Source organism: Janibacter indicus (genome assembly GCF_900176385.1).
In the GTDB taxonomy this organism is placed as follows: domain Bacteria; phylum Actinomycetota; class Actinomycetes; order Actinomycetales; family Dermatophilaceae; genus Janibacter; species Janibacter indicus.
Genome location: NZ_FWXN01000012.1, coordinates 1 through 15,667, shown reverse-complemented (window position 1 = coordinate 15,667; position 15,667 = coordinate 1). Strand labels below are relative to the sequence as shown.

Sequence of the window (15,667 nt, the reverse complement as noted above, 5' to 3'; positions counted from 1 at the left end):
CGTGTGCCTGCTCACAAGGCGGTACCTTGACCCCGTGGCTACTACGACCCTCCCCGCGAAGAAGAAGGGGGTGGCGTCTTCCTCCATCGGGCTGAAATACCTCATGGCGGGCACCGGCGTCATCTTCATCCTGTACGTCCTGTTGCACATGTACGGCAACCTCAAGGCGCTCGCCGGGCAGGAGGCCTTCGACGAGTACGCCCACCACCTGCGCACCTTCGGCGAGCCGATGCTGCCCTACGGCGGACTGCTGTGGATCGTGCGGGTCGTGCTCATCCTCGCGATCATCGGGCACGTCTACGCCGCGCTGAAGCTCATCGCGCGCAACAACGCCGCACGCCCGGTCAAGTACCAGGCGAAGAAGAACATCTCCTCGACCTTCGCCTCGCGCACGATGCGCTGGGGCGGTCTCGCGCTCCTGCTCTTCGTGATCTTCCACCTGATCCACTTCACCGTCGTCAAGCCGAATTTCAACTCCTCGGCCGACGCCGACGCGGTGAAGGAATCCCCCTTCGTCATGATCAGCGCCAGCTTCGAGCTGTGGTGGGTCGTCCTCATCTACGTCCTGGCGATGATCGCGCTGGGCATGCACCTCTACCACGGTGTCTACAGCGCCTCGCAGACCATGGGCCTCAACCGGACCGCGGTGGCCCGCTCCCGCGCCCGCGCCCTCGGTGGTGTCATCGCCGCGGTGGTCGTCGTCGGCTTCCTCATCCCGCCGCTCGCGCTGTTCTTCAACCTCGTCTGACCAGGAGCACTGACCACATGACCGACACGCTCAGCGAGTACTTCACCGAGGGTGAGCCCATCGCGGACACCAAGGCTCCGGACCAGCCCATCGACAAGATGTGGACGCAGCACAAGTTCGACAACGCCCTGGTCAACCCGGCCAACCGCCGCAAGCTCGACGTCATCATCGTCGGCACCGGCCTCGCCGGTGCCTCCGCCGCAGCGACCATGGGAGAGGCCGGCTACAACGTCAAGAGCTTCTTCTACCAGGACAGCGCCCGGCGCGCGCACTCGATCGCCGCGCAGGGTGGCATCAACGCCGCGAAGAACTACAACGACGACGGTGACTCGACCTACCGCCTCTTCTACGACACGGTCAAGGGCGGCGACTACCGCAGCCGCGAGACCAACGTCTACCGCCTCGCCGAGGTGAGTACCAACATCATCGACCAGTGCGTCGCCCAGGGTGTTCCCTTCGCCCGCGAGTACGGCGGTCTGCTCGACAACCGCTCCTTCGGTGGCGTCCAGGTCGCCCGTACCTTCTACGCCGCAGGCCAGACCGGCCAGCAGCTGCTCATCGGCGCCTACCAGGCCATGGAGCGGCAGGTCGCCAAGGGCACCGTCACCGAGTACAGCCGCCACGAGATGCTCGAGGTCGTCCTCGTCGACGGGGTCGCCCGCGGCATCATCGCCCGCGACATGGTCACCGGTGAGATCGAGACCCACCTCGCCGACGTCGTTGTCCTGGCCACCGGCGGCTACGGCAACGTCTTCTTCCTCTCGACCAATGCCATGGGCTGCAATGTCACCGCCGCCTGGCGGGCCCACCGCAAGGGCGCCTACTTCGGCAACCCCTGCTACACGCAGATCCACCCGACGTGCATCCCGGTCTCCGGTGACCACCAGTCGAAGCTGACCCTGATGTCGGAGTCACTGCGCAACGACGGTCGCATCTGGGTGCCCAAGCGCGCCGAGGACTGCGACAAGGACCCGCGGCAGATCCCCGAGGAGGACCGCGACTACTACCTGGAGCGGATCTACCCGGCCTTCGGCAACCTCGTGCCCCGCGACATCGCCTCGCGCCAGGCGAAGAACATGTGCGACGAGGGCCGCGGTGTCGGCCCGCTCGTCGACGAGGTCGACCAGGACGGCAACAAGCGCCAGATGCGGCGTGGTGTCTACCTCGACTTCGCCGCCGCCATCGAGCGGATGGGCCGGGAGACCGTCGAGGAGAAGTACGGCAACCTCTTCGACATGTACGCCCGGATCACAGGGGAGAACCCCTACGAGACGCCGATGCGTATCTACCCGGCCGTGCACTACACGATGGGCGGGCTGTGGGTCGACTACGACCTGCAGACCTCGATCCCGGGCCTGTACGCGGTCGGTGAGGCCAACTTCTCCGACCACGGCGCCAACCGTCTGGGCGCCTCGTCGCTCATGCAGTGCCTCGCCGACGGCTACTTCGTCCTGCCCAACACCGTGCGCTCCTACCTCGCCAAGGGCCCCTTCGACAAGATCTCCGAGGACCACCCGGCGGTCGTCGAGGCCAAGGCGTCGGTGACCGAGCGGATCGAGAAGTTCCTCTCGATCAACGGCGAGCGCAGCGTCGACTCCTTCCACCGCGAGCTCGGCAACATCATGTGGGAGTACTGCGGGATGGAGCGCAGCGACGCGGGTCTGCGCAAGGCCATCGGCCTCATCCGCGACCTCAAGCAGGAGTTCTGGACCAACGTCCGGGTGCTCGGCGAGGCCGACACCCTCAACCAGAGCCTCGAGAAGGCCGGCCGTGTCGCCGACTTCCTCGAGCTCGGCGAGCTCATGTGCATCGACGCGCTGCACCGTCGCGAGTCCTGCGGCGGCCACTTCCGCGCCGAGTCGCAGACCGACGACGGTGAGGCGCTGCGTCACGACGACGAGTTCGCCTACGTCGCGGCATGGGAGTTCGGCGGCGACGGCGCGCCCGTCCTGCACAAGGAAGACCTGAACTACAAGTTCATCGAGCTGAAGCAGCGGAGCTACAAGTGAGCATGGAACTGACCCTCAAGATCTGGCGCCAGGCCGGACCCACGGCGAAGGGCGAACTCGTCACCTACCAGCTCAAGGACATCTCTCCGGACATGTCCTTCCTGGAGATGCTCGACGTCCTCAACGAGCAGCTCATCGCCGAGGGCACCGAGCCCATCGCCTTCGACAGCGACTGCCGCGAAGGCATCTGCGGCATGTGCGGCCTGATGATCTCCGGGGAGGCCCACGGCCCCGAGCGGACGACCACCTGCCAGCTGCACATGCGCTCCTTCCGCAGCGGCGAGACGATCACGGTCGAGCCGTGGCGGGCCAACGCCTTCCCGGTCATCCGCGACCTCGTCGTCGACCGGAGCGCCTTCGACCGGATCATCCAGTCGGGCGGCTTCATCTCGGTCAACACGGGCGCGGCCCCCGAGGCGCACTCGGTGCCGGTGCCCAAGGACAAGGCCGACCGGGCCTTCGACTCGGCCAAGTGCATCGGCTGCGGCGCCTGCGTCGCGGCCTGCCCCAATGCCTCGGGCATGCTCTTCCTCGGCGCCAAGGTCACCCACCTGGGTGAGCTGCCGCAGGGTCAGCCCGAGCGCGGCGGCCGGGTCGTCAAGATGCTCGAGACGCACGACCTCGAGGGCTTCGGCGGGTGCACCAACATCGGTGAGTGCGCGGCGGCGTGCCCCAAGGAGATCCCGCTCGACGTCATCAGCACGCTCAACGCCGACCTGCGCAAGGCGGCGCGCGGCGCTCTCTGAGCCCGCGAGCAGACGACGAGGGGATCGTCATGACTGCGCGTGACCACGCGCCACGGCGCCGCGCCAGCCTGCTGCTGGCCGGCGCCGTGGCGCTGTCCGTCTCCGGGTGTGCCCTGCTGCCCGGGCAGGCACCCCCTTCGAGCTCGGGGGAGCCGGTGGAGACGCTGACGCCGACACCGACGGACGATGCCACCGCATCGTCGTCGACCTCGCCGAGCGGGGACCCGACCGGCCCCAAGCCCCAGACGCCGGACCCGGTGGCCCTGGCCGACGACATGCGCACCTACATGGACGCTGCGTCGTCGGTGACGATCCGCGGCACCCTGCACGACACCGAGCGGGACATGCAGATGAAGATCCACGCGGAGGGGTCGACCGCGGGCCTGGCCCAGCAGGTCACCTCGGACGCAGGCATCTCGCGCACCACCCTCGAGCTCCCGGGCGGCGGCACGATGGAGAGCATCGTCGTCGGCTGGGACCACTACCTGCGGGTCGACCAGCAGTGGATCGACACCCGCAAGCCCAAGCTCGACAGCCCGCTGCGCAAGCGGGTCGGAGAGTGGGTCAAGGTGCCGCGCCAGCAGTCGCCGGTCGAGCAGTACAAGCCGCACCGCCTGCTCAAGAGCAGCTTCTTCGGGGTGGGGCTGACGCCCGAGGACGTCCGCCGCAGCCCGGCGAGCACCGTCCCCATGGGCGACGAGTGGGCCTACCTCCTGCAGCTGAACAAGGCGGGCAAGGAGGGCGGCAACGACCAGCAGCGCCAGGTGTGGCTGTCGACCGACGGCAACGCCGCGCTGCTGAAGATGACTTACGGCACCTACCCGGCGCGCACGACGCTGAGCTTCAGCGACTGGGGATCCAGCCGGGAGAACTGGAAGGCCCCGGCGGGTGCGCGCACGCTCAAGGAGTTCGGCGACGAGGACCTGTGAGCCGCGGGCTCACAGCCAGGCCACGCGGGTGACGAGCAGCGCGTAGCCGACGAAGGCGACGATGTCGATGACCCAGTGGGCGATGAACATCGGCATGACCCGGCGCACCCGCAGGTAGACCGCGCCGAGCAGCAGCCCCATCGCGATGTTGCCGACGAAGCCGCCGATGCCCTGGTAAAGGTGGTAGCTGCCCCGCACGAGGGCGCTGGCGACGACGATCGCGACGGGGGACCACGTGGCCTCCCGCCACCTCGTGAAGAGGTAGCCGAGCATGATGACCTCTTCGAGCAGGGCGTTCTGCCCGGCGGCCAGGACGAGGACGGGCACGGTCCACCACGCCTGCGTCAGGTCCGACGCGGCGATGGTCGTGTTGAGGTCGAGGGCGCGGGCGGCGAGGTAGAGACCCAGGCCGGGGATCCCGATCGCCGCGGCGAGAGCGAGTCCCTGGAGCAGGTCGCGGCCCGGGGCGCGGGTGTCGAGCCCGATGAGGTGGGTGGGCCGGCGGTGCTGCCGGGCGAGCAGGTGCAGGGCGAGGGCGACCGGCACCAGCGCCAGTGCGATGCCGACGAGCTGGTGGGCCAGGTCGAGCCACGGCTGGTCGGGGGTCACGGACTGGTTCATCGACGTGACCTGACCGGACAGCCTCTGGTCGGCGGTGAGTTTGCGCAGCAGCGACAGGGCCGACCACAGGGCCGAGGCGCCCAGGGAGACCCCGAGAACGAGAAGTGTCTCGGTGACGGCCGTCCGGGGGGCCAGGGGCTCGGGGGCTGAGGACATGGCCTCAGCGTAGGCGCGGGGTCCGTGGCGTCGTCGCCGGCGTGGACCCCGGCCCGGGGGCGAAGGGGGGAACGGCGGCGGTCCTCCCTTCGTCAGCGATGGATCAGCTGAAGGCGGCCTGACGGTAGTACGTCCGGATGCTCTCCTGACGGGCGACGCGCACCGGACGGTTGGCCGCGAAGAACTGGAAGGCGGCGACGCCGACGGTCACGAGGAGGAGCGCCAGCGCGAGGCCGACGAGCACGAGCGAGACGGTGACGAAGGTGGTGATGGAGGCGATGCTCATGATGGTGTCAATCCCTTCTACATCTGTTGAAGACATAGACCAAACTACACCCGTAGAAAGGTCGCGTCAACTTCGCCGTCCGGGGCCGGGTCACGTCCCCGCGGGCGGCCCTGACGGGGCCGTGGGAACGGGTAGCGTGAGCCGGATGAGCGTCACTGACAGCACCGAGCTCTCCCCGCGGATGCGGTTGATCCTCGAGTCCGCGACCCGGGTCGTGGCGGCCGGTGGCATGCGGGGGTTGACCCACCGGGCCGTCGACGCCGAGGCCGGGCTGCCGCAGGGGAGCACCTCGGGCTACCTGCGCACGCGGCTGGCCCTGGTCACCGCCCTCACCGAGTTCATCGCCGCCGGCCTCATCGACAGCATCGAAGAGCTCGGTCGGCAGCAGCAGGCCGGTGAGGACGAGGTCAAGCTCGTCGAGCGAGCGCTCGACCTCTTCGTCTCGTGGCTCGACGAGCCCGAGGCCTGGACCGCCAAGGCCGAGCTCAGCCAGGAGGCGACCCGTCAGCCGGAGATCGCCGCGGCGATGGCCCCCGCACGTGACCGCATCGACGGGATCGTGCGGCAGATCCTCGTGCTCGCCGAGGTCGAGGACGCCGAGACCAGTGCGCAGGCGGTCATCGCCGCGATGGAGGGCGTGCTCAACAGTGCGCTGACCCGGCCGGTCGAGGAGCGCGAGGCCTATGTGCGCGGAGTCGGACGGCGCATCATCGAGGCCTTCGTCCACGTCGACTGACGCGTCGGGCCCGTCAGGCCGCATCGGGTCAGGCGGCGAGCCGGGCCTGTCGTCGCCGGCGCAGCCGGCGCCACGCGCTGAGCACCCAGACCAGCGCCGCGGCGAGGACGACGAGCACGAGGACGACGAGCAGGGGCAGGAAGATCGCGACGAGGGCGATGCCCACGGCGGCGCCGTCCTCGGCGGTCGAGGCGACCGGCGCGCCGAAGCCCGCCGTGCCGGCGTTGATCACCGGTCTGGAGGCCGCCTTGCCGGTGTGGACCAGCCCGGCGACGACGATGCCGAGCACGACCCCGACCCAGGCGTGCTCCTGCATCCACGTCGACTCGTCGAGCGTGCTCGCGCCGGCGGTGGCGGCGCCCATGAGCCCACCCATCCCGGGGCGGATCACGGTCTGTACCGCGTCGTTGAGGCTGTCGACCGCGGGCACCTTGTCCAGGGTGATCTCGGTGACGAGCAGCACCGCGCCGATGCCGATCGTCCACCACGCCTCCATCCACTCGAAGCCCGTGGGCAGCACGACGGCATCGGTGAAGCGGGCGAGCAGCGCGACGATGATGAAGGGGATGTAGGCGTTGAGACCGGCGGCGGCGCTCAGCCCCATCCCGGTGAGTGCAGCGATCATCGATGCCCCTCTCGTCGGTGGGTGCTCACGCACCTCGTCCCGGCAGGCTAGCGGCGCGGGACGGCGTGGGCGGGGAACCTAGGATGAGGTCATGAAGGTTCTCTCCGCCGTCGCCTGGCCCTATGCCAACGGACCGCGCCACCTCGGCCACGTCGCCGGGTTCGGTGTCCCCTCCGACGTCTTCAGCAGGTACATGCGCATGGCGGGGCACGACGTGCTCATGGTGAGTGGCTCCGACGAGCACGGCACCCCGATCCTCGTCCTGGCCGACAAGCAGGGCACGACGGCACGCGAGCTCGTCGACACCCACCACGCGACGATCGCCCACGAGCTGGCCGACCTCGGCTGCTCCTACGACCTCTACACGCGCACCACCTCGCGCAACCACTACCAGGTCGTCCAGGACCTCTTCGAGCAGTGCCGGGCCAACGGCTACTTCATCGAGCAGACCCAGCAGGTCGCCCTCGACGCGCGCACCGGCCGCACCCTGCCCGACCGCTACATCGAGGGCACCTGCCCGATCTGCGGCTACGAGGAGGCCCGCGGCGACCAGTGCGACAACTGCGGCAACCAGCTCGAGCCGAGTGACCTCAAGCAGCCGCGCAGCAAGATCGACGGCTCGACGCCGCAGTTCGGCGAGACCGAGCACTTCTTCCTCGACCTGCCGGCCCTGGCCGACGCCCTGCGCGAGTACCTCCAGGGCCGCGAGGCCACCGGCACGTGGCGGCCCAATGTCATCCGCTTCAGCCTCAACATCCTCGACGACATCCGCCCGCGGGCGATGACGCGCGACATCGACTGGGGCATCCCGCTGCCGGGCGAGCTGGCCACCAAGTACCCGACGAAGCGCTTCTACGTGTGGTTCGACGCGGTCATCGGCTACCTGTCCGCGTCCATCGAGTGGGCCCGCCGCCAGGGCGACCCCGAGCGCTGGCGCGAGTGGTGGAACGACCCCGAGGCGCTGTCCTACTACTTCATGGGCAAGGACAACATCACCTTCCACAGCCAGATCTGGCCGGCGGAGCTGCTCGCCTACTCCGGCAAGGGGGCGAAGGGGGGCGAGCCCGGCCCCTACGGCGAGCTCAACCTCCCGACCGAGGTCGTCTCCAGCGAGTTCCTGACGATGGAGAGCCGCCAGTTCTCCTCCAGCCGGGGCCACGTCATCGGCGTGCGGCACGTCCTCGAGGCCTACGGCCCGGACCCGCTGCGCTACTTCATCTGCGCCGCCGGCCCGGAAAGCCAGGACGCCGACTTCACCTGGCCGGACTTCGTCCAGCGCAACAACTCCGAGCTCGTCGCCGGCTGGGGCAACCTCGTCAACCGCACCGCGTCGATGGTCGCCAAGAACTTCGGCGAGATCCCACAGCCGGGTGACCTCGAGGACGTCGACCGGGCGGTCCTGGCCCGCGTCGCCGCCGCCTTCGACGAGGTCGGCGGGCTGCTCGCCCGCCACCGGCAGAAGGCCGCGCTCGGCGAGGTCATGCGGGTCGTCGGCGACGTCAACAAGTACGTGACCGACACCGAGCCCTTCCGCCTCAAGGGCGAGGACCGGCGCGAGCGGCTGGCGACGGTGCTGCACACGCTCACCCAGTGCGTCAGCGACTGCAACCTGCTGCTCGCCCCCTTCCTCCCCCACGCGGCCAACCGGGTCGACGCGGTCCTCGGGGGCGAGGGGGCCCTGGTGCCAATGCCGCACGTCGAGGACGTCGAGGACCTCGACGGTGGCCGCGGCTATCCGGTCATCACCGGCGACTACTCGGGCTTCCCCCGCTGGGAGCCGACCCCGGTGACCGTCGGCACGCCGATCGCCAAGCCGAGCCCGGTCTTCGTCAAGCTCGACGCGGAGGAGGTCGTCGCCACCGAGCGCGCGGCCATGTCGGGGGAGGGCTGATGGGCGACCGCGAGGGCGTCGCGCCGCACCCGGACCCGCTGCCGGTGGCCGTCGTCGACAACCACACGCACCTCGACATCCGCCGTCGTGACGTCGCCGACGCCATCGCTCCCGAAGGGGGTGACGAGCGGACCACGCAGGACGTCGCCGCGGCGCTCGCCACCGCCGCGTCGGTCGGGGTCGACCGGGTGGTGCAGGTCGGCTGCGACCTCGAGAGTGCCCGCTTCACCGTCGACCAGGTCGACCGTCACCCGACGATGCTCGGTGCAGTTGCGTTGCACCCCAACGAGATTCCCGCACTAGCGGAGGCTGGCCGCCTCCACGAGGCGTGGGACGAGATCGAGCAGCTGTCCGCGCACCCGCGGGTGCGCGCCATCGGCGAGACGGGCCTCGACTACTTCCGCACCGGGCCCGACGGGCACGCCGTGCAGCAGGAGTCCTTCCGCTGGCACATCGACCTGGCCAAGCGCACGGGCAAGGCGTTGCAGATCCACGACCGCGACAGCCACGACGACATCCTGCGCATCCTCGCCGAGGAGGGGGCCCCGGAGACGACCGTGCTGCACTGCTTCAGCGGTGACCTCGCGATGGCCCGGGAGTGCGTCGAGCGCGGCTACCACCTCTCCTTCGCCGGCACCGTGACCTTCAAGAGCGCGGCCGGGCTGCGTGAGGCGCTGGCGCACACACCCCTCGAGCAGGTCCTCGCCGAGACCGATGCCCCCTACCTCACCCCGACGCCCGAGCGGGGCCGCGCCAACGCCCCCTACCTGCTGCCCCACACGGTGCGCGTCATGGCCCGCACCCTCGGGGTCGACGTGCCGACGATGTGCTCGGCGATCTCGGCCAACAGCGAGCGGGTCTACGGCTCGTGGCAGACGTCATAGCGCCGCCCGTTATCAAAACTTGACCTTCGCGTGACCTGTCGGGCAAGGTAGTCCGCTGTTGGCCGGGGCCGGTTTCCCCTGATCTTTTCGCTGACACAGGTGCCCGCCTTCTTTGGGTCCCCGTGCGCGGACCCACCGGTGCCCGGGAGTTTCAAACATCGGAGCACCGTGAGTTCACCCGCGATCCGTCGCATCACCCAGGCCGGCGTCGTCGGCGCCCTGGCGCTCGGCGTCTCGGGCGTCGTCGTCATGGACAAGTCCGTCGCCCTGTCGGTCGACGGCGAGAAGTCCACCGTCCACGCCTTCGGCGGCACCGTCGGTGACGTCCTCGACAAGCAGGGCATCGACCTGGGCCCCCACGACGTCGTCACGCCCTCCGCCGACAGCCCCGTCGACGACGGCCAGACCATCGTCGTGCGCTACGGCCGCAAGCTGACGGTCACCGTCGACGGCAAGGAGCGCGAGTACTGGACGACCGCCACCACGGTCGGCGACGCGCTCAAGCAGCTGGGTATCCGCAACGGCGACGGCGCGGTGCTCTCCGCCTCGCGCTCGCAGTCCATCGGCCGCAAGGGCCTGGACCTGCGCGTGAGCACCCCCAAGGAGATCAAGCTCCTCGTCGGCGGCAAGCGCTCGACCGCGACCGTCACGGCCACCACGGTCGAGGACGCCCTGACCCAGGCCGAGGTCCGCTACGACAGCAACGACCTCATCAAGCCGGGCGCCTCCGCCAGCGTCAAGGACGGCATGACGATCCGCCTGGACCGCGTCAACCGCAAGCCGGGCACCCGGACCGAGGCCATCCCCTTCGAGACGGTCGTCAAGCAGGACTCCTCGCTCTACGAGGGCACGACCAAGGTCGAGCAGGAGGGCCGCGCGGGCTCGCGCACCTCCACCTACAGCTTCACCTACAAGAACGGCGACGTCGTCTTCTCCAAGCGGACCTCGACCAAGGTGACCCAGCAGCCGGTCGACAAGATCGTGCGCCAGGGGACCAAGGCCCGCCCGGCCCCGAAGCCGAAGCCCGCGCCGAAGCCGAAGCCCGCGCCGAAGCCGGCCCCCGCCCCGGAGCCGACCTCGCAGCCCAAGGCCTCGACGCCCAAGGCCTCGACGCCCAAGGCCTCGACGCCCGCCCCCGAGCCGACGTCCTCCTCGAGCAGCTCCGGCCTCGACACCTCGCGCGCCGCGATGTGGGACCGCATCGCCCAGTGCGAGTCGACGGGCAACTGGTCGATCAACTCCGGCAACGGCTACTACGGCGGCCTGCAGTTCGACATCCAGACCTGGCTCGGCGCCGGCGGAGGGGACTTCGCCCAGCGTGCCGACCTCGCCACCCGCGAGGAGCAGATCACCGTGGCCAACCGCGTCTACGCCGACCGTGGCCTGCAGCCCTGGGGCTGCGCCCACGCGGCCTGACCCCCGCCCCGGGACGGTCGCTCGACGACCTCCCTGGGAACGTGACGACGGGCCCCCACGACCGACTCGGTCGTGGGGCCCGTCGTCATAGAGTCACCCCCATGACGAGCGAGCAGCCCACGCACCCCGATGACGGGCCCGGCGGCCTGCTCGGGGCAGCCCGCATCCGCGAGCTGGCGCAGCGCCACGCGGTGCGCCCGACGAAGCAGTGGGGACAGAACTTCGTCGTCGACGCCAACACCGTGCGGCGCATCGTGCGCGCGGGGGAGGTCACGGCGCAGGACCACGTCGTCGAGATCGGCCCCGGCCTCGGGTCGCTCACCCTCGCGCTGCTCGAGGCGGCCGGCCGGGTGACGGCCGTCGAGGTCGACCCGGTGCTCGCCGCAGCGCTGCCCGGCACCGTCGCCGAGGAGGCGCCCGGTGCCGCAGCGCGCCTCGAGGTCGTCCACGCCGACGCGATGTCCGTGACCCAGCTGCCCGGGCCGACGCCCACCGCCCTCGTGGCCAACCTGCCCTACAACATCTCCGTGCCGGTCGTGCTGCACTTCCTCGAGACCTTCCCGAGCATCGAGCGCGTCCTGGTCATGGTCCAGCTCGAGGTCGCCGAGCGCCTCGCCGCCGACCCCGGCAGCAAGACCTACGGCGTCCCGAGCGTCAAGGCCGCCTGGTGGACCGACGTGGCCCTCGCGGGTCGGGTCTCCCGGACGATCTTCTGGCCGGTGCCCAATGTGGACTCCGGGCTGGTCCGCCTCGTGCGCCGTGAGCCGCCGCAGACCGCGGCGACGCGCGAACAGGTCTTCGCCGTCGTCGACGCCGCCTTCGCCCAGCGACGCAAGACGCTGCGGGCCTCCCTTCGCTCCGTGGCCGGCTCGGGTGAGATCGCCGAGCAGGCCCTCCTCGCCGCCGGGGTGGACCCGCGCACCCGGGGCGAGCAGCTCGACGTGGCGGCCTTCGCGCGGATCACCGAGGAACTCATGGCTAGGGTGACGCCATGACCTCCGTCCTCGAGTCGCCCGCGCCCGTCACCGTGCGCGCCCCGGCGAAGGTCAACCTCGAGCTCTTCGTCGGCCCGCTGCGCGACGACGGCTTCCACGCCCTCTCGACCGTCTACCAGGCCGTCGGCCTGCACGACGACGTCACCGCCGCACTCGCCGACGACTGGGGCTGCTCGGTCCGTGGTCGTGACGCCGACAAGGTGCCGACCGACGAGTCCAACCTCGCGCTGCGGGCCGCGCTGGCCCTCTCGGAGCACACCGGGGGCCAGGAGCCGGTCCACCTGTCGATCCACAAGGAGATCCCCGTCGCCGGCGGCATGGCCGGGGGCTCGGCCGACGCTGCCGCGGCGCTCGTCGCCTGTGACGCCCTGTGGGGCACCGCCCTGCCGCGGGAGGAGCTCGAGGAGATCGCCGCCGGCATCGGCAGCGACGTGCCCTTCCTCCTCCACGGCGGGACGGCGGTCGGGTCGGGCCGCGGCGAGGTCGTCACGGCCGTGCTGGCCAAGGGGACCTATCACTGGGTCTTCGTCCCGTCGGCCGCGAGCGGGCTGTCGACGCCGATGGTCTACTCCGCCTTCGACCAGCGCACGGCGGGCACCCGGCTCGACGACCCGCACCCCAGCGCCGCCCTGATGAGCGCGCTGCGTGCCGGTGACCCGAGCGCACTCGCGCCCGTCCTCGACAACGACCTGCAGGCTGACGCGATCGCGCTGCAGCCGGGCATCGGCGAGGTCATCGAGGCCGCCATGGGCTTCGGGGCGCTCGCCGCGATCGTCTCCGGGTCGGGCCCGACCGTCGCGATCCTCACCGAGTCCGCGGAGGGGGCCATCGACGTCGCCGTGGCGCTCACCGCGTCGGGGGTCGCCGGTGACGTCCTGCGCGCCACCGGGCCGGTCCAGGGTGCCCACGTCCTGCCGACGGTGCGCACGTCCTGATGGCCACGCCCCTCCTCGGAGCCGAGTCGCTCCACCTCGAGTACCCCACGCGCGTCGTCTTCGACTCGGTCAGCCTCGGCATCGAGGAGGGCGACCGGATCGGGCTCGTCGGGCGCAACGGCGACGGCAAGTCGAGCCTGCTCGGCATGCTCGCCGGGACCATCGCGCCCCAGTCCGGCCGGATCACCCGCCGTGGTGGCGTGCGCTTCGGTGTCCTCGGCCAGACCGACGACCTCGACCCCGCGGCGACCGTCGGGCACAGCATCGTCGGCGACCGACCCGATCACGAGTGGGCCGGCGACCCCGCGGTGCGCGACGTCATCGGCGGCCTCGTCTCCGACGTGCCGTGGGACGCGCGCGTCGGCGAGCTGTCGGGTGGTCAGCGGCGTCGGGTGGCGCTCGCCGCGCTCCTCGTCGGCGAGTGGGACCTCATCGCCCTCGACGAGCCGACCAACCACCTCGACGTCGAGGGCATCTCGTGGCTCGCCGAGCACCTCAAGCGACGGTGGGCGCGCACGTCGGGCGGCCTCCTCGTCATCACCCACGACCGGTGGTTCCTCGACGAGGTGTGCACCGAGACCTGGGAGGTCCACGACGGCATCGTCGAGCCCTTCGAGGGCGGCTACGCCGCCTACGTCCTCCAGCGGGTCGAGCGCGACCGCATCGCTGCCGCGACCGAGCAGAAGCGCCAGAACCTCATGCGCAAGGAGCTCGCCTGGCTGCGTCGTGGCGCCCCGGCGCGCACCTCGAAGCCGAAGTTCCGCATCGACGCCGCCAACCAGCTCATCGAGGACGTGCCCCCGGTGCGCAACCCCATCGAGCTGCAGCGGATGGCCGTCGCCCGTCTGGGCAAGGACGTCATCGACCTCGAGGACGCGGGTGTGAGCTTCGGCGACCGCACGATCCTGCGCAACATCACCTGGCGCATCGCGCCGGGCGAGCGCACCGGGATCCTCGGCGCCAACGGCGCCGGCAAGTCGACCCTCCTGGGGCTCGTCGCCGGGACGATCGCGCCGACGAGCGGGCGGGTCAAGCGCGGCAAGACGGTGAAGTTCGGCTTCCTCGACCAGCAGTTCTCGCAGCTGGCGAGCATCGGTTCCGACCGGGTGCGCGAGGTGCTCGCCCGCACGAAGACGACCTTCACCATCGAGGGGCGCGACCACACGCCGGCGCAACTGCTCGAGCGGCTCGGCTTTGCCCGCGAGCACCTGTCGGCGCGCGTCGACGACCTCTCCGGCGGTCAGAAGAGGCGCCTTCAGCTGCTGCTCCTGCTCCTCGACGAGCCCAATGTCATCGCCCTCGACGAGCCGACCAACGACGTCGACTCCGACATGCTCGCGGCGATGGAGGACCTGCTCGACTCGTGGCCGGGCACGCTCATCGTCATCTCCCACGACCGATACCTGCTCGAGCGGGTCACCGACCAGCAGTACGCGATCCTCGACGGCCGGCTGCGGCACGTGCCCGGCGGTGTCGACGAGTACCTGCGGCTGCGCGCCGCGCAGGCCGGCACCACCGGTGCTCGTGACGTGGTGGCGCAGGCCACGGCGACCACGACGAAGGGGGCAGATGGTCCCCCTTCGTCATCGGTGGAGCCGAGCGTGGACCCGGCGACGCAGCGCGAGGCTCGCAAGGCGATGGCCCGGATCGAGAAGCAGCTGGCCAAGGTGGCCGCCCGCGAGGACAGGCTGCACCACGAGATGGCCGAGGCGGTGCACGACCACACGCGGCTGGCGCAGCTCAATGCGACGCTCGGCGAGCTCGCGGAGGAAAAGGAGATGCTCGAGCTCGAGTGGCTGGAGTGCGCCGAGCTCGTCGGGTGAGCCCGGGCGAAGGGGAGCCCGCTCAGGCCTCGAAGGGGGCGAGCAGGCGCTTGAGGGCGCGGGTGAGCGCGGCGCGCTCGTCGGTCGACATGTCGTCGAGGAGCTCGCCCTCGCGGGAGAGCAGGTCGGCCATCGCCGCGTCGACCGCCGACTGGCCCTCCTGCGTCAGGCGAACGATGACGCCCCGGCGGTCGGTGGGCGAAGGGAGTCGCTCGACCCAGCCCTTGGTGGCGAGGCGGTCGATGCGGTTGGTCATCGTCCCCGAGGTCACGAGCGTCTCCTGGACGAGGCGACCGGGGGAGAGCTGGTAGGGCTCACCGGCGCGACGCAGCGCGGAGAGCACGTCGAACTCCCAGCCCTCGAGCTCGTGCCGGGCGAAGGCGCTCGTGCGGTCGAGGTCGAGCAGCCGGGCCAGCCGGGAGACGCGGGAGAAGACGTGGAGCGGCTCGACGTCGAGGTCGGGGCGCTCGCGTCGCCAGGCCTCGACGATGGCGTCGACGTCGTCGGACGGGTCGTGGCGGCTGCTCATCCGTCAAGAATACCTGCGGTCATGAATCTTGATGTCGAGATGAATCGGGGAGTGGCGGCTAGGTGTACTCGGCCGTCAGGTTGTTGACAGTCGGCTGGTCGGGGCGAGGCCGCCGAGTGCGGTGTGGCGGCGTTCAGTGTTGTAGTGCTCGAGCCAGGGCGCAAGGGCGGCTGCTCGTTGCTGGTTGCTGGTGAAGACCTGCCGGTAGGCCCACTCGGTTTGCAGGGTGCGGTTGAAGCGTTCGACCTTGCCGTTCTGCCAGGGGCAGTGGGGCTTGATGAACTTGTGCTTGGCGCCCAGCTCGTCGAGGACGGCGCGCACGTCGTGGGAGTTCTTGT

Annotated in this window: 16 protein-coding genes; 11 read left to right on the top strand and 5 right to left on the bottom strand. The window is 70.5% G+C overall.

Annotated features, from left to right (window positions below; genetic code table 11):
* Positions 1–34 precede the first annotated feature (34 nt).
* The 4 genes from B9B60_RS14285 to B9B60_RS14270 are packed head-to-tail and all read left to right on the top strand — an operon-like array spanning position 35 to position 4,432.
* Entirely contained in the window at positions 35–748 is a 714-nt protein-coding gene (locus B9B60_RS14285; RefSeq protein WP_223277646.1) for a succinate dehydrogenase cytochrome b subunit, read from the top strand.
* A 17-nt stretch (positions 749–765) separates the two neighbouring features.
* Complete coding sequence (locus tag B9B60_RS14280; RefSeq protein ID WP_084452425.1) at positions 766–2,757, top strand: fumarate reductase/succinate dehydrogenase flavoprotein subunit; 1,992 nt, start codon at positions 766–768, stop codon at positions 2,755–2,757.
* A gap of 2 nt (positions 2,758–2,759) precedes the next feature.
* On the top strand, positions 2,760–3,503 hold the full coding sequence (locus tag B9B60_RS14275; protein ID WP_072625386.1) for a succinate dehydrogenase/fumarate reductase iron-sulfur subunit: 744 nt from the start codon (positions 2,760–2,762) through the stop codon (positions 3,501–3,503).
* A gap of 29 nt (positions 3,504–3,532) precedes the next feature.
* Positions 3,533–4,432: a hypothetical protein gene (locus B9B60_RS14270; protein ID WP_084452423.1), complete on the top strand. Its 900-nt coding sequence runs from the start codon at positions 3,533–3,535 to the stop codon at positions 4,430–4,432.
* A gap of 9 nt (positions 4,433–4,441) precedes the next feature.
* On the opposite strand, the gene B9B60_RS14265 is transcribed toward B9B60_RS14270, so the two are convergent.
* A complete protein-coding gene (locus tag B9B60_RS14265; RefSeq protein WP_084452421.1) occupies positions 4,442–5,209 on the bottom strand; it encodes a CPBP family intramembrane glutamic endopeptidase in 768 nt (255 codons plus the stop codon).
* Between the two features lie 103 nt (positions 5,210–5,312).
* Entirely contained in the window at positions 5,313–5,495 is a 183-nt protein-coding gene (locus B9B60_RS14260) for a hypothetical protein (protein ID WP_084452418.1), read from the bottom strand.
* A 145-nt stretch (positions 5,496–5,640) separates the two neighbouring features.
* On the opposite strand from B9B60_RS14260, the gene B9B60_RS14255 reads away from it, so the two are divergent.
* Complete coding sequence (locus B9B60_RS14255; protein WP_084452415.1) at positions 5,641–6,231, top strand: TetR/AcrR family transcriptional regulator; 591 nt, start codon at positions 5,641–5,643, stop codon at positions 6,229–6,231.
* Between the two features lie 28 nt (positions 6,232–6,259).
* On the opposite strand, the gene B9B60_RS14250 is transcribed toward B9B60_RS14255, so the two are convergent.
* Positions 6,260–6,856: a DUF4126 domain-containing protein gene (locus B9B60_RS14250; RefSeq protein WP_084452413.1), complete on the bottom strand. Its 597-nt coding sequence runs from the start codon at positions 6,854–6,856 to the stop codon at positions 6,260–6,262.
* A gap of 91 nt (positions 6,857–6,947) precedes the next feature.
* Here B9B60_RS14250 and metG point away from each other — a divergent pair, with 91 nt between their 5' ends.
* The 6 genes from metG to B9B60_RS14220 all read left to right on the top strand — a co-directional run bounded on the left by metG (position 6,948) and on the right by B9B60_RS14220 (position 14,800).
* Positions 6,948–8,747 carry a methionine--tRNA ligase gene (metG, locus tag B9B60_RS14245; protein ID WP_084452411.1) on the top strand — a complete coding sequence of 600 codons (1,800 nt, stop codon included), beginning with the start codon at positions 6,948–6,950 and terminating at the stop codon, positions 8,745–8,747.
* The gene (locus B9B60_RS14240) at positions 8,747–9,631 is read left to right on the top strand and encodes a TatD family hydrolase (RefSeq protein ID WP_084452409.1); all 885 of its coding nucleotides are present in this window, start codon (positions 8,747–8,749) and stop codon (positions 9,629–9,631) included. Before metG ends, B9B60_RS14240 begins: the two co-directional genes overlap by 1 nt.
* Positions 9,632–9,799: 168 nt before the next feature.
* Complete coding sequence (locus B9B60_RS17800) at positions 9,800–11,047, top strand: resuscitation-promoting factor (protein WP_327078595.1); 1,248 nt, start codon at positions 9,800–9,802, stop codon at positions 11,045–11,047.
* 101 nt (positions 11,048–11,148) lie between these two features.
* Positions 11,149–12,042, top strand: a complete 894-nt coding sequence (gene rsmA, locus B9B60_RS14230; protein ID WP_084452407.1) for a 16S rRNA (adenine(1518)-N(6)/adenine(1519)-N(6))-dimethyltransferase RsmA — start codon at positions 11,149–11,151, stop codon at positions 12,040–12,042.
* On the top strand, positions 12,039–12,977 hold the full coding sequence (locus tag B9B60_RS14225; protein ID WP_084452406.1) for a 4-(cytidine 5'-diphospho)-2-C-methyl-D-erythritol kinase: 939 nt from the start codon (positions 12,039–12,041) through the stop codon (positions 12,975–12,977). Before rsmA ends, B9B60_RS14225 begins: the two co-directional genes overlap by 4 nt.
* Positions 12,977–14,800, top strand: a complete 1,824-nt coding sequence (locus B9B60_RS14220) for an ABC-F family ATP-binding cassette domain-containing protein (RefSeq protein ID WP_084452405.1) — start codon at positions 12,977–12,979, stop codon at positions 14,798–14,800. Before B9B60_RS14225 ends, B9B60_RS14220 begins: the two co-directional genes overlap by 1 nt.
* 22 nt (positions 14,801–14,822) lie before the next feature.
* On the opposite strand, the gene B9B60_RS14215 is transcribed toward B9B60_RS14220, so the two are convergent.
* Together B9B60_RS14215 and B9B60_RS14210 are read right to left on the bottom strand one after the other, a co-directional pair.
* Positions 14,823–15,329 (bottom strand): MarR family winged helix-turn-helix transcriptional regulator, encoded by a 507-nt coding sequence (locus tag B9B60_RS14215; protein WP_084452404.1) that lies wholly within the window; start codon positions 15,327–15,329, stop codon positions 14,823–14,825.
* A 75-nt stretch (positions 15,330–15,404) separates the two neighbouring features.
* The coding region (locus B9B60_RS14210; RefSeq protein ID WP_143445587.1) for an integrase core domain-containing protein at positions 15,405–15,667 on the bottom strand (263 nt) is incomplete at its 5' end.